This is a genomic window from Streptomyces sp. NPDC057099, assembly GCF_042671245.1.
Lineage (GTDB): Bacteria > Actinomycetota > Actinomycetes > Streptomycetales > Streptomycetaceae > Streptomyces > Streptomyces purpurascens.
Map to the genome: position 1 here is coordinate 118,101 of NZ_JBHUTX010000012.1, position 13,701 is coordinate 131,801.

Annotated in this window: 9 protein-coding genes and 1 tRNA gene; 8 read left to right on the top strand and 2 right to left on the bottom strand. The window is 72.3% G+C overall.

The window, feature by feature from the left end; all coding sequences use genetic code 11:
• Nucleotides 1-50 precede the first annotated feature (50 nt).
• The 8 genes from ACFT4A_RS18435 (at nucleotide 51) to ACFT4A_RS18470 (ending at nucleotide 12,624) form a co-directional block, all read left to right on the top strand.
• A complete protein-coding gene (locus ACFT4A_RS18435) occupies nucleotides 51-632 on the top strand; it encodes a small secreted protein (RefSeq protein WP_382831315.1) in 582 nt (193 codons plus the stop codon).
• Nucleotides 633-753: 121 nt separating this feature from the next.
• Complete coding sequence (locus ACFT4A_RS18440; RefSeq protein ID WP_382831317.1) at nucleotides 754-2,292, top strand: methyltransferase; 1,539 nt, start codon at nucleotides 754-756, stop codon at nucleotides 2,290-2,292.
• A 263-nt stretch (nucleotides 2,293-2,555) separates the two neighbouring features.
• Complete coding sequence (locus ACFT4A_RS18445; RefSeq protein WP_382831319.1) at nucleotides 2,556-2,753, top strand: hypothetical protein; 198 nt, start codon at nucleotides 2,556-2,558, stop codon at nucleotides 2,751-2,753.
• A gap of 246 nt (nucleotides 2,754-2,999) precedes the next feature.
• Complete coding sequence (topA, locus tag ACFT4A_RS18450) at nucleotides 3,000-5,852, top strand: type I DNA topoisomerase (protein ID WP_382831321.1); 2,853 nt, start codon at nucleotides 3,000-3,002, stop codon at nucleotides 5,850-5,852.
• A gap of 155 nt (nucleotides 5,853-6,007) precedes the next feature.
• On the top strand, nucleotides 6,008-9,310 hold the full coding sequence (gene tmk, locus ACFT4A_RS18455) for a dTMP kinase (protein ID WP_382831324.1): 3,303 nt from the start codon (nucleotides 6,008-6,010) through the stop codon (nucleotides 9,308-9,310).
• A 148-nt stretch (nucleotides 9,311-9,458) separates the two neighbouring features.
• Nucleotides 9,459-10,664, top strand: a complete 1,206-nt coding sequence (locus ACFT4A_RS18460) for a DNA polymerase III subunit delta' (RefSeq protein WP_382831327.1) — start codon at nucleotides 9,459-9,461, stop codon at nucleotides 10,662-10,664.
• Between the two features lie 134 nt (nucleotides 10,665-10,798).
• Nucleotides 10,799-12,439: an alpha/beta hydrolase gene (locus tag ACFT4A_RS18465; RefSeq protein WP_382831329.1), complete on the top strand. Its 1,641-nt coding sequence runs from the start codon at nucleotides 10,799-10,801 to the stop codon at nucleotides 12,437-12,439.
• A 108-nt stretch (nucleotides 12,440-12,547) separates the two neighbouring features.
• A tRNA-Thr gene (locus tag ACFT4A_RS18470) sits at nucleotides 12,548-12,624 on the top strand.
• 142 nt (nucleotides 12,625-12,766) lie between these two features.
• On the opposite strand, the gene ACFT4A_RS18475 is transcribed toward ACFT4A_RS18470, so the two are convergent.
• Nucleotides 12,767-13,159, bottom strand: coding sequence for a type II toxin-antitoxin system VapC family toxin (locus tag ACFT4A_RS18475; RefSeq protein WP_382831331.1), 393 nt, complete (start codon nucleotides 13,157-13,159; stop codon nucleotides 12,767-12,769).
• On the bottom strand, nucleotides 13,156-13,434 hold the full coding sequence (locus tag ACFT4A_RS18480) for a hypothetical protein (RefSeq protein WP_382831333.1): 279 nt from the start codon (nucleotides 13,432-13,434) through the stop codon (nucleotides 13,156-13,158). Before ACFT4A_RS18480 ends, ACFT4A_RS18475 begins: the two co-directional genes overlap by 4 nt.
• Between the last annotated feature and the right edge of the window lie 267 nt (nucleotides 13,435-13,701).

Below are 13,701 nucleotides of genomic sequence, written 5' to 3' on the forward strand. Positions count from 1 at the left end.
CGGCGTGCGGTTGCCGTGCCCCCGGCGTGTATGTTCCGGGGCCGAGAGCCATGGAAGGGACCAAACCGGTGAACAAGAAGCTCGCGGCCGCACTGTCCGGCGGTGCGGTACTGGTACTGGCGCTGTCGGGCTGCGGCGGCGACGACAACGAGAAGCTGGACTCCTGGGCCAAGGACGTCTGCGACGCCGTACAGCCGCAGGCCAAGAAGATCGAGTCGGCCAATGCCTCGATCCAGAAGGAGACCTCGGACAACAGCACGCCGCAGGACGTCCAGAAGACCGACGCACAGGCCTTCCAGGACATGTCCGACGCCTACAAGGCGATCGGGACCGCGGTGAACAAGGCCGGCGCGCCGGACGTCGAGAACGGCGAGACGAAGCAGAAGGACGCCGTCAAGGAGCTCAACACGATCTCCGCGTCGTACGCCTCGCTGAAGAAGCAGGTCGACGACCTCGACACGAAGGACCAGGGCAAGTTCGCCGACGGTCTCAAGGACATCGCCACCGAGCTGGACAAGCTGAGCAAGAGCGGGAACGACGCGCTCAGCAAGCTGGAGGAGGGCGAGGTCGGCCAGGCGATGGCCCGCCAGTCGAGCTGCAAGGCGGCGACCGGGCCGGCGTCGGCGACCTAGAGCCTGGCGAGGAACAAGCGGCGCCGGGGACCGCTGAGCCGGGAGTGACCGCCGAGGCGGGCACTTCGGGCGCACCCGATCCCCGGCACGGGCAGGTGCGCCGGCGGTGCCTGCGGCCACAATGGGGGGCGTGAGTAACGCCAGCCAGTCACCCCTGTCCCCGCTGCCCGCCCCCGACCGTCCCGAGGTCGCCGCCCGGCTCCGGGACGCCCTGCTCGGGGCCTCCTTCACCGCCGACGGACTGCTCGAACTGCTCGGCGCCCCCGCGTACGCGGCGCTGGCCCGGAGCGAGACCGTGCCCGCGCTCCGGGCGACCCGCGGGGACACTCCGCTGGAGATGCTCGTCCGGCTGTTCCTGCTCCAGCAGCCCGTGCCGCACGCGCGCGTGGCGGACGTCCTGCCCGTCGACGCCTGCCTGGAGACCGGCTGGCTCAAGCGGGTCGGCGCGGACGAGCTCGCCGCCACGGTGGACGTGCGGCCCTACGGCGGGCCCGGCGGCGAGGACTGGTTCATCGTGTCGGACCTGGGCTGCGCGGTCGGCGGCGCCGGCGGGATCGGCAGCCGCGACGAGGGAGTCGTCCTGGGCGTCGGCGGCGCCTCCACGACCCTCGCCGGCATCACCGTCCGCACGCCCGTCGGCGCCGCCCTCGACCTCGGCACCGGCTCGGGCATCCAGGCGCTGCACGCGGCCCGGCACGCCACGCGCGTGACGGCCACCGACCTCAACCCGCGCGCGCTGCACATCACCGGTCTCACGCTGGCCCTGTCCGGCGCCCCGGCCGCCGATCTGCGCGAGGGCTCCCTCTTCACCCCGGTCCGGGACGACGAGACGTACGACCTGATCGTCTCGAACCCGCCGTTCGTGATCTCCCCCGGTGCCCGGCTCACCTACCGCGACGGCGGCATGGGCGGGGACGATCTGTGCCGCACGCTCGTTCAGGAGGCGGGGGAGCGGCTGAACGAGGGCGGGTTCGCGCAGTTCCTCGCCAACTGGCAGCACGTGGAAGGGGAGGACTGGCAGGACCGGCTCAGGTCATGGGTGCCCCGGGGCTGCGACGCGTGGATCGTGCAGCGTGAGGTGCAGGACGTCAATCAGTACGCCGAGCTGTGGCTGCGGGACGCGGGCGACCACGAGGGCGACGCGGCGCAGTACCAGGCGCGGTACGACGCATGGCTCGACGAGTTCGAGGCGCGCAAGGTGAAGGCCGTCGGCTTCGGCTGGATCACCCTGCGCAGGACGGGCGCCGCCGTGCCCTCCCTCACGGTGGAGGAATGGCCGCATCCGGTCGAGCAGCCGCTCGGGGACACCATCAAGGCCCACTTCGACCGGCTCGACCACCTCCGCGGCCACGACGACGCCGCCCTGCTCGAAGGACACTTCCGGCTCGCCGCCGAGGTCGTGCAGGAACAGGTCGGGCTGCCCGGCGCCGAGGACCCCGAGCATGTCGTGCTGCGCCAGCACCGCGGCATGTGCCGGGCGACCCGGGTGGACACGGTCGGCGCGGGCTTCGCGGGCGTCTGCGACGGCACGATGAGCGCCGGCCGCATCCTCGACGCCATCGCCCAGCTGATCGGCGAGGACCCGGTGCTGCTGCGCGACCGCACACCGGCCCAGATCCGGCTGCTCGTGGAGCAGGGGTTCCTGGAGCCGGTGCGCTGAGGGAACCCGGCGGGGCGGCGCGCTGACGAAACCCGGCGCGCTGAGGGGGCCCGGCGCGCTGAGGGGGCCCGGAGAAGAGGCCCGCCAATAAATTTCGAGTCGATTTGAACACCTCGTCCCGCACGGGTCCCGAGGGGCCGGTCGTCCTCGATCCACAGCCGCGTCGCCCCGGCGTTCACCTACGGTTCGCCTGCCCGCCGCCCACGCGTGTCAGCCTCCCGGGGCTGGAGAGTCGCGGACTGGGGAAAAGGGGCGCGGGGGCCATGGAGAGCGAACCGGCGATCTTCGCGGGAGCGGTGTTCTCCCTGTTCGGAGGCGGACTGCTGGCGTGGACCGTGACGCGCGTACGCCGGCACCGGCCCGTCGCCGAGGGTGTGAGGCCCGTCGCATCGGCGACCCTCGCGAGCGTCGTCGCGGTGCTCGCCCTGACGGTCGGAACGTGGTGCTTCACCCGCCTCTGAAGCCCGTGTCGGCGTCGCGCCCTCCGGTAATCGAGAGGTTGCGCTCCGCATAGGGCCGGGCCTGGTCCGGGCACTCCGGGCGGCAGGAATGGTGGTAGTCGGGTTACCGTTCGAGTGGCCGTTGCGGGCTTTTCCCGTTTGACACGGGGGCGGGCTGTACCGTCACACTCCGCAGCGTCACCACGACCCAGCCCCGGGCAAGCGACTCCGGGGAGGCCCCAGCGTCGACCGGAGAGAAGAGCGAAGTTGTCCCCGACCAGCGAGACCGCAGAGGGCGGCCGCCGACTCGTCATCGTCGAGTCGCCTGCCAAGGCGAAGACGATCAAGGGCTATCTCGGCCCCGGATACATCGTCGAGGCGAGCGTCGGGCACATCCGCGACCTTCCCAACGGCGCCGCCGAGGTGCCCGAGAAGTACACCGGCGAGGTCCGCCGCCTCGGTGTGGACGTCGAACACGACTTCCAGCCGATCTATGTGGTCAACGCCGACAAGAAGGCACAGGTCAAGAAGCTCAAGGACCTGCTGAAGGAGTCCGACGAACTCTTCCTCGCCACCGATGAGGACCGCGAGGGCGAGGCCATCGCCTGGCACCTCCAGGAGGTCCTGAAGCCCAAGGTCCCGGTCAAGCGGATGGTCTTCCACGAGATCACCAAGGCCGCGATCCAGGCCGCCGTGGCCAACCCGCGCCAGCTCAACCAGAAGCTCGTCGACGCCCAGGAGACCCGCCGCATCCTCGACCGCCTCTACGGCTACGAGGTCTCGCCGGTCCTGTGGAAGAAGGTCATGCCGCGGCTGTCCGCGGGCCGTGTCCAGTCGGTCGCCACGCGACTCGTCGTCGAGCGGGAACGCGAGCGCATCGCCTTCCGTTCCGCTGAGTACTGGGACCTGACGGGCACCTTCGCGACCGGCCGCGCCGGTGACTCGTCGGACCCGTCGTCCCTGGTCGCGCGCCTGCAGTCCGTCGACGGCAGGCGGGTCGCGCAGGGCCGCGACTTCGACTCCCTGGGACAACTGAAGAGCGCGAACACCCTCCACCTCGACGAGGCGAACGCCCGCGCCCTGGCCGCCGCCCTGGAGCAGACCCGGTTCGCCGTCCGCTCCGTCGAGTCCAAGCCCTACCGCCGCTCGCCGTACGCCCCGTTCCGTACGACGACGATGCAGCAGGAGGCCAGCCGCAAGCTCGGCTTCGGTGCGAAGGCCACCATGCAGGTCGCGCAGAAGCTGTACGAGAACGGCTACATCACGTACATGCGTACGGACTCCACGACCCTGAGCGACACGGCGGTCGCCGCCGCCCGTGCCCAGGTCACGCAGCTGTACGGCGGCGACTACCTGCCGCCGCAGCCGAGGACGTACGCGGGGAAGGTCAAGAACGCGCAGGAGGCGCACGAGGCGATCCGCCCCTCGGGTGATCGTTTCCGCACCCCCGCCGAGACCGGACTGACCGGCGACCAGTTCAAGCTCTACGAGCTGATCTGGAAGCGGACCGTCGCCTCCCAGATGAAGGACGCGACCGGCAACAGCGTCACGGTGAAGATCGGCGGCGCGGCGTCCGACGGCCGGGACGTCGAGTTCAGCGCGTCCGGCAAGACGATCACCTTCCACGGCTTCCTGAAGGCCTACGTCGAAGGCGCCGACGACCCGAACGCCGAGCTCGACGACCGCGAGCGCCGGCTGCCCCAGGTCTCCCAGGGCGACGCCCTGAGCGCCGCGGAGATCACGGTCGACGGGCACGCCACCAAGCCCCCGGCCCGCTACACCGAGGCCTCCCTGGTCAAGGAGCTGGAAGAGCGCGAGATCGGCCGCCCGTCGACGTACGCGTCGATCATCGGCACGATCCTCGACCGCGGGTACGTGTTCAAGAAGGGCACGGCACTCGTCCCGTCCTTCCTGTCCTTCGCCGTGGTCAACCTCCTGGAGAAGCACTTCGGTCGGCTCGTCGACTACGGCTTCACCGCCAAGATGGAGGACGACCTCGACCGCATCGCCCGCGGTGAGGCGCGTGCCGTGCCGTGGCTGAAGCGGTTCTACTTCGGTGAGACGGCATCCGACAGCGGCTCCGCCGCGGGGGTCGAGGGCGGTGCCGCCGACGCCGGCAACGGCGACGGTGACCACCTCGGCGGCCTCAAGGAGCTGGTGACCGACCTGGGCGCGATCGACGCGCGCGAGGTGTCGTCGTTCCCCGTGGGCAACGACATCGTGCTGCGGGTCGGCCGCTACGGGCCGTACATCGAGCGCGGCGAGAAGGACACCGAGCAGCACCAGCGCGCCGACATCCCGGACGACCTGGCGCCGGACGAGCTCTCCGTCGACCTCGCCGAGGAACTGCTCGCCAAGCCGAGCGGCGACTACGAACTGGGCCCCGACCCGGCCACCGGCCACACCATCGTCGCCAAGGACGGCCGCTACGGCCCCTACGTGACGGAGATCCTCCCCGAGGGCACCCCGAAGACGGGCAAGAACGCGGTCAAGCCGCGTACGGCCTCCCTCTTCAAGACGATGTCCCTGGACACGGTGACGCTCGACGACGCCCTGAAGCTGATGTCGCTGCCGCGTGTCGTCGGCGCCGACGCCGAGGGCCAGGAGATCACCGCGCAGAACGGCCGCTACGGCCCGTATCTGAAGAAGGGCACGGACTCGCGCTCGCTCCAGGCCGAGGAGCAGCTCTTCACGATCACGCTGGAAGAGGCGCTGGCGATCTATGCCCAGCCCAAGCAGCGGGGCCGGGCGGCCGCCAAGCCGCCGCTGAAGGAGCTGGGCGAGGACCCGGTCAGCGGCAAGCCGGTCGTTGTGAAGGACGGCCGCTTCGGGCCGTATGTCACCGACGGCGAGACCAACGCGACCCTGCGCTCCGGCGACAGCGTCGAGACGATCACCCAGGAGCGCGGCTTCGAGCTGCTCGCGGAGAAGCGCGCGAAGGGGCCGGCGAAGAAGACCGCCAAGAAGGCGGCCAAGAAGGCCCCGGCGAAGAAGACGGCGGCCAAGAAGACCGCGGCGAAGAAGACCACGACCGCGAAGAAGACGACGGCCAAGAAGACCACCACGGCGAAGAAGACGACGGCCAAGACGGCCACCGCCTCGAAGCCGGCGGAGGACTGAGGCCCCTTCAGGACTGTTCGGGATCCGGACCATCGAGGTCCGGGTCTTCGCCCAGGGTTCGGAAAGCGAACGCCCCGGCACACTTTTTGTGCCGGGGCGTTCGCATGCCAGACCGGGCCCTCCAGGGTGTCGGTGGCTGCCGATAGGCTGAATGCATGACGCGAGCCGAGCACCCCACGGCCTCCCCACCGGCCCCCGACGATGCCCTGGTCGCGGACTCCCGCGAGCGCGCCGTCCGCGCCCTGCTGCGCCGTCCGCAGTTGAAGCGGCTCTGGAGCGCACAGCTCGTGGGCGGTGTGGGCGACACCCTGGCCCTTCTCGTGCTGGTCCTGCTCACCCTCCAGGCGGCTGTCGCCGAGGGTGCGTTCGGGGGCGGCTACCGAGGCGTGGCGTTCGCAGTGGCGACCGTTTTCGGGGTGCGCATCCTCGCGACGCTCCTCTTCGGCGCGGTGCTCCTCGGTCCGCTCACCGCGCTCACCTCGCAGGACGGCCCGCTCGACCGCCGCTGGACCATGGTCGGCGCGGACGGGCTGCGCGCCGCGCTGCTCATCGTCGCGCCGCTGTGGATCGACTGGATGCCCGAGGACGCGCTGGCCATGCTCCTCGTCACGGCCTTCGTGACCGGAGTCGCCGAGCGCCTCTGGACGGTGTGCCGCGAGAGCGCCGCCCCCGCGCTGCTGCCCGCACCGCCGCCGGAAGGCGCGACGGTCCGGCCGCTGCCCGACCACCTCGACGCCCTGCGCCGGCTCTCGCTGCGCACCGGATTCGTCGCGATCCCGCTCGCGGCCGTCGTGCTCGTCGTCGCGGCCCTCTTCAACAACCTGCTGGGCGTCGGCATCGACTGGTTCGGCCAGCACCAGGCGGCCCTCGCCTCGTACGTCGCGGCCGGGCTGTTCGCCGCGTCCCTGTCCGTGCTGACCTTCCTGGAGCTGCCCGCCACGCGCACCCCGCGCGCGCGGTCGCCGCTCGAGGGGCTGCGCCGTCCGAAGACCACCGCCGGCGCCGACAAGGGCCGCACCGGCGCGATGCCGCTGCTGGTGCTGGCCTGCGCGGCCGTCGCCGCCGCGGTGTCCGCCGCCGTCGCCGTCGCCGTGCTGCACGCCAAGGACCTGGGCGGCGGCCCGGTGCTGTACGGCCTGTTCGTGGGTGCGCTGACCGGCGGTGTCGTCGTCGGCATCCGTACGGCGCCCGCCCTGCTGCCCGCCCTGTCGCGCCGCCGGCTGCTCGCGCTGGTGATCGCCTTCACCGGTGTCGCCCTGCTGGCCGCCGGGCTGGTCCCGGACGTCACCACCGTGCTGCTGATCCTCGCCCTGGCCGGTGTCGGCGCGGGCATCTCCGCCAACATCGGGCACACGCTGCTCGACCAGGAGACCGAGGAGTTCCGGCGCTCCCGTACGACCGAGCACCTGCACGCGGTCGTCCGGGTCTGCGTGGCCCTCGGCGCGGTGATCGCCCCGCTGGTGGCGGCGGCGATCGGGCCGCACCGGCTGGAGAGCGGCAAGTTCGTCTTCGCGCACGGCGGCGCGGCCTTCACGCTGATGCTCGCCGGCGCCCTGCTGCTGCCGGTCGCCGCGCTGGTGCTGGCCAAGGTCGACGACCGCTCCGGCGTGCCGCTGCGGCAGGACCTGCGCGACGCGCTGCTCCGCGGTGACGACCCGGATCAGGCGCCCGCGAGCACCGGCTTCTTCATCGCCCTGGAGGGCGGCGACGGAGCCGGCAAGTCCACGCAGGCCGAGGCGCTCGCCGAGTGGATCCGCGGCAAGGGCCACGAGGTCGTGCTGACGCGCGAGCCGGGGGCGACGCCGGTGGGCAAGCGGCTGCGGTCGATCCTGCTGGACGTGTCCAGCGAGGGCCTGTCGCACCGCGCGGAGGCACTGCTGTACGCGGCCGACCGGGCCGAGCACATCGACACCGTCGTACGGCCCGCCCTGGAGCGCGGCGCGGTCGTCATCTCCGACCGGTACATCGACTCGTCCGTGGCCTACCAGGGAGCGGGCCGCGACCTGTCGCCGACGGAGATCGCCCGGATCAACCGCTGGGCCACGAACGGGCTCGTGCCGCATCTGACCGTCCTGCTGGACGTCGCGCCGGAGACCGCGCGCGAGCGGTTCACCGAGGCGCCCGACCGGCTGGAGTCGGAGCCCGCCGAGTTCCACACGCGCGTGCGGTCCGGTTTCCTGACCCTGGCCGCCGCCGACGCCGGGCGGTACCTGGTGGTGGACGCCGGCCAGGAGCCCGAGTCCGTCACGACCGTCATCCGGCACCGGCTCGACCAGGTGCTGCCGCTGTCCGAAGCCGAGATCAAGGCCCAGGAGGAGGCGCGGAAGAAGGCCGAGGAGGAGGCCCGCCGCAAGGCCGAGGAAGAGGCCGCCCGCAAGGCCGAGGAGGAGCGCCTGGAGCGCGAGCGCCAGGAGCAGCTGGCCCGGCTGCGTGCCGAGGAGGAGGAGCGCAAGCGGCGCGAGCTCGAGGAGGCGCAGCGGCGCGAGGCCGAACGGCAGGCGGAGGAGGCCCGGCGCCGGGCCGAGGAAGCGCAGAAGAAGGCCGAGGAGGAGCGGGCGAGGCTCCTCGCGGAGGAGAAGGCCCGGGCCGAGGAAGAGGCTCGCCGCAAGGCCGAGGAGGACCGGCGCCGCAAGCAGGCCGAGGAGGAGGCCCGGCTGCGAGCCGAGGCCGAGGCAGCCCGTCTGGAGAAGCAGCGCAAGGCCGAGGACGCGCTGCTGCGCGCCGAGGAGGCGCGACGCCTGGCGGAGGCGGCTGCCGCGGCGGCGGAGGCGGGGCCGAAGAGCTCTCCCCAGGGCTCTCCCCAGGGCTCTGGCCAGGGTTCCGCTCCGCAGGGCGCTTCCCGTGCGCCGGCCGGTCAGGACGCGGCGACCGTGCCGACGCCCGTGGTGACACCGGAGAACGCCCCGGGCGGCTCGGGCTCTGATGCTGGCTCCGGCTCGGGATCGGGCTCGGGCTCCGGTTCCGGTTCCGGCTCCGTGGACGAGACGACCGTGCTGCGCCGGGTGCGGGACGACGCCGAGGTGACGGCCGAGCTGCCGAAGCCGCCGGTGCCGCCGAGGGCGGGCGAGGAGACCGAGGTGCTGCCGCCGGTCTCCCCCCGGGCCGGGGACGAGACCGAGGTGCTGCCCGCGGTTCGCCCCGGGACCGAGGACACGCCTTCCTGGGCAGGGGACGAGACGGCCGTACTGCCTCCCGTACGCGGCGACGGACCGGCGGACCGGGTGCCGCCCGGGTACTTCCGCGACGACTCCCCGGCCGCCCGCCCCGACGGGACCGAGGACCGTACGCGCGAGATGCCCCAGGTCGACGCCGAGGGCGGGCCGCGCCGCCGCCGGTCCGACTGGGCCGAGGAGACACCGCTGGACGACCTGCCCTCACTGGCGGACGAGCTGCTCGGACCGCACGAGGACGAGCAGGACGAGGGCCGCGGGCGCCGTGGGAGGGGCCGGGGCCGCTGAGGCCCCGCCCGGCAGGCAGTACCGCAAGACCACCCGGCCCCGGCCCTCTGAGGGCCGGGGCCGGATTGTCAGTGGTCGCCCCCACAATGGACCTCGCAGCGGCAGTACGGTCCGCACCCGCGGACGTGACGGAAGGGCGGCGTGACCCATGACCGTGTGGGACGACCTCGTCGGGCAGGAGAGGGTGAGCGCGCAGCTGGACGCTGCCGCCAGGGACGCCGACGCCCTGGTCACCGCGGCCGCGGCCGACACCCCTCCGCCCGAGGCGTCGAAGATGACCCACGCGTGGCTGTTCACGGGCCCGCCCGGAGCCGGGCGGAACCAGGCGGCGCGGGCCTTCGCGGCGGCGCTGCAGTGCGTCAGCCCCGACCGGGCCCTCGGCGGCTCCCCGGGCTGCGGTTTCTGCGACGGATGTCACACGGCACTGGTGGGCACGCACGCCGACGTCACCACCGTGGCCGCGGTCGGCACACAGATCCTCGCCGACGACATGCGCGACACCGTCCGCAAGTCGTTCACCTCGCCGGCGACCGGCCGCTGGCAGATCATCCTCGTCGAGGACGCCGAGCGGCTGAACGAGAAGTCGGCCAACGCCGTCCTCAAGGCCGTGGAGGAGCCCGCCCCCCGCACGGTCTGGCTGCTGTGCGCCCCCTCCATCGAGGACGTCCTGCCGACCATCCGCTCCCGCTGCCGCCACCTGAACCTGAGCACGCCGTCGGTCGACGCCGTCGCCGACATGCTCGTACGACGCGAGGGCATCGAGCCGAACGCCGCCGCGGCGGCGGCCCGCGCGACCCAGGGCCACGTCGACCGGGCCCGCCGCCTGGCCACCGACCCGGCCGCGCGCGAACGCCGTGCCGCCGTGCTGAGGATGCCGCTGCGCGTGGAGGAGGTCGGCGGCGCGCTCAAGGCCGCCCAGGAACTGGTCGACGCGGCCGCCGAGGACGCCAAGCAGCTCGCCGAGGAGATGGACACCAAGGAGACCGAGGAGCTGAAGGCCGCTCTCGGCGCGGCCCAGGGCGGCCGGATGCCGCGCGGCACGGCCGGTGTGATCAAGGACCTCGAGGACAAGCAGAAGCGCCGCAGAACGCGCACGCAGCGCGACAGCCTCGACCTCGCCCTGACCGACCTCACGGCCTTCTACCGCGACGTCCTCGCCCTCCAGCTCGGCTCCCGCGTGGCCATCGCCAACGCGGACGCCGAGGACGCCCTGGAGCGCCTGGCCCGCGGCAGCTCCCCGGAGTCCACGCTCCGCCGCATCGAGGCGATCGCCGGCTGCCGCGACGCGCTCGACCGCAACGTGGCGCCGCTGCTCGCGGTCGAGGCGATGACGATGGCGCTCAGAGCGGGCTGACACCCGGTGCGGCCGGGGGACGCGGGGGACTCGGAGGAACATCGGAGGAACATGGGGGATTGACGTTGTAACTCGTACGAGGCACGACACGCACGCACGGCACTCATTCCGTCGCGCAGAGTTACGCTCGCTGGATGTACACAAGGCGTACCCCCCGCTCCGCCTCCACCCCCGCTCCCCGCCGCGCGGGCTCCGGCGGCGCCCACCGCAAGGCCCGTGGCGGAGCCAGGACCGCTGTCGGCCTCCTCGCCACGGCCGCGCTGCTCGTCTCCGCCTGCTCCTCGGGCAGCCCGACGACCTCCGCGGCCTCGGCGGCGGCGGAGCCGGCGACACTGGCCGCGCTGCCGAAGTCCGTCCCCGCGGCGCTCACGTCGTACTACGCGCAGAAGCCGGCCTGGCGGGGCTGCGGGGTCCCCGGCTTCGAGTGCGCCACCATCAAGGCGCCGCTGGACTACGCCGAGCCGTCCGCCGGTGACGTCCGGCTCGCCGTCGCCCGCAAGAAGGCCACGGGCGACCGGCTGGGCTCGCTGCTCGTGAACCCGGGCGGGCCGGGCGGTTCGGCGATCGGCTACATGGAGTCGTACGCCGGCATCGGTTATCCGGCCGAGGTCCGTGCCCGCTACGACATGGTGGCGGTCGACCCGCGCGGCGTGGCCCGCAGCGAGCCCGTCGAGTGCCTGGACGGGCCCGACATGGACAGGTACACGCAGACGGACATCACGCCCGACGACGGGAAGGAGGGCGACGGGCTGGTCGCGGCGTACCGGACGTTCGCCGAGGGCTGCGGCGCGGACGCGCCCAGGCTGCTGCGCCATGTGTCCACGGTGGAGGCGGCCCGGGACATGGACATCGTGCGGGCGGCGCTCGGCGACAAGAAGCTGAACTACGTCGGCGCCTCCTACGGGACGTTCCTCGGGGCGACGTACGCCGGGCTCTTCCCGCACCGGGCGGGTCGGCTGGTGCTGGACGGCGCGATGGACCCGTCGCTGCCCGCGCGGCGGCTGAACCTGGAACAGACGGCGGGCTTCGACACGGCGTTCCGGTCGTTCGCGCGGGACTGCGTACGGCAGACCGACTGCCCGCTGGGCGGCGCGGGCACCTCGCCCGAGCAGGTGGGCAAGAACCTGAAGGCGTTCTTCGAGGAACTGGACGACCAGCCCGTCCCCACCGGCGACCCCGACGGCCGCCGCCTCACCGAGTCGCTCGCCACGACCGGTGTGATCGCGGCCATGTACGACGAGGGCGCCTGGCCGCAGCTGCGCGAGGCACTGACGTCCGCGATGAAGGAGGACGACGGCGCCGGACTCCTCGTCCTGTCCGACGGCTACTACGAGCGGGACGCCGACGGCGCCTACGGCAACCTGATGTTCGCCAACGCGGCGGTGAACTGCCTGGACCTGCCGCCCGCCTTCGACACCCCCGACCAGGTGCGCAGGGCGCTGCCGGACTTCGAGAAGGCGTCCCCCGTCTTCGGCGAGGGCCTCGCCTGGGCCTCGCTGAACTGCGCGTACTGGCCGGTGCACGCCACGGGCGAGCCGCGCCGCATCGAGGCGAAGGGCGCGGCCCCCATCGTGGTCGTCGGCACCACCCGCGACCCGGCGACCCCCTACCGCTGGGCCCAGGCCCTGGCCGGCCAGCTCTCCTCGGCCCGCCTCCTCACCTACGAGGGCGACGGCCACACGGCCTACGGCCGCGGCAGCGCCTGCATCGACCGCACGATCAACGCCTACCTCCTCCGCGGCACCCCGCCCAAGGACGGAAAGCGCTGCTCATAACCGCAGCCCCCGGCCCCGGAGGGCCCGCCTCCGGGGCCGGTACGGAGCACCCTTCGAAACTGTGTAGACTTACCGTCGTTGCTGATCGCACCATAGTGCGGACAGCGCGCCGCCTTAGCTCAGATGGCCAGAGCAACGCACTCGTAATGCGTAGGTCTCGGGTTCGAATCCCGAAGGCGGCTCCACTGGAACCCCAGGTCGGATGAAATCCGGCCTGGGGTTTCTTGTTGCTTGTGCTGTTTCGTACGGCATGGGTGAGGCGGAGACCGACTGTCTTGCGAAGCGCTGAGCACGCTCCTGTTCAGATCGGCCCGGCATCGCACCGCGTCAGATCTTGATGAGGTGGACGCCGGGGCCGCACAGCATGTGGAGGTCCTCGGGGTCTGACGTCAGGACGGTCACGGGGGCGGGGGAGGCGAGTGCGGTGGCGGCCACGAGGGCGTCGAGGGCGTACTTGTGGCCGTGCAGGCCGGCTGCCGCGAGCAGCTTGCTCGCGTGGCGGGCGATGGCTTCGGTGGGCGGGACGATGTTGACGCGCGAGACGACGTAGTCGAAGCGGGCCTGGTTGATCTTGGGGTCGCGGGCTTCGACGAGCGTGACGGAGCCGGTAATGACGCGGACGTCCTCTGCCTCGGCCGCAGCCAGCCACTCGGTGAGCTCGGGTGAGCGGCGTACGAGTTTGGACAGGCCCTCACAGTCCAGGACGAGGGTGCCGCTCACGCGGCGTCCGCTGAGCCCTCGGTGTCACCACGCAGGACGGCTCGCTTGGCATCGACTGCTGCCTGGTCGACGGAGCCGTGTTCGGCTTCCGCGTCTTCGATGAGTTCGCGCAGACGGTCGCGCTCCAGCTGGCGCTGGATGAGGGTTTCGACGTAGGCGGACATGCCGCGCTTGCCGGTGCGTGCCTTGAGGGCGGCGATGGTGCCTTCGTGGAGGGAGACGGAGACCGGGCGGACAGGGCCTTCGCCGGGAGCGGGTTCGGGAGCGGTGGCCATGGAGCAACGTTAACAAAACTTTTGTTATTTGGGTGGAGTGGTTCTGTGGCGGGCCTGGAGCACACAGGTGTCGAAGAGCTGGTGCATGCTCCTCCAGCGGTTCGGACAGCCCGTCCCCCTAGTTGTCCGAGGAGCGCGCGGCTCCTGGCGCTCAAGGGCGCGCAAGGGGGGCGCTCCCATAAGCGGCGCGCTCCCAATGGGCGCGGAAAATCGTATTGGTTCGGGTACGTGGAGGCCTGGACATTGGAGAATGGGCCGACGCAACGC

What these genes read in the sequence shown, in the direction of transcription:
- ACFT4A_RS18460 (WP_382831327.1), top strand. Translation starts at nt 9,459, where the DNA reads ATGACCGTGTGGGACGACCTCGTCGGGCAGGAGAGGGTGAGCGCGCAG.
- ACFT4A_RS18435 (WP_382831315.1), top strand. Translation starts at nt 51, where the DNA reads ATGGAAGGGACCAAACCGGTGAACAAGAAGCTCGCGGCCGCACTGTCC.
- tmk (WP_382831324.1), top strand. Translation starts at nt 6,008, where the DNA reads ATGACGCGAGCCGAGCACCCCACGGCCTCCCCACCGGCCCCCGACGAT.
- ACFT4A_RS18465 (WP_382831329.1), top strand. Translation starts at nt 10,799, where the DNA reads ATGTACACAAGGCGTACCCCCCGCTCCGCCTCCACCCCCGCTCCCCGC.
- ACFT4A_RS18445 (WP_382831319.1), top strand. Translation starts at nt 2,556, where the DNA reads ATGGAGAGCGAACCGGCGATCTTCGCGGGAGCGGTGTTCTCCCTGTTC.
- ACFT4A_RS18440 (WP_382831317.1), top strand. Translation starts at nt 754, where the DNA reads ATGGGGGGCGTGAGTAACGCCAGCCAGTCACCCCTGTCCCCGCTGCCC.
- ACFT4A_RS18480 (WP_382831333.1), bottom strand. Translation starts at nt 13,434, where the DNA reads ATGGCCACCGCTCCCGAACCCGCTCCCGGCGAAGGCCCTGTCCGCCCG.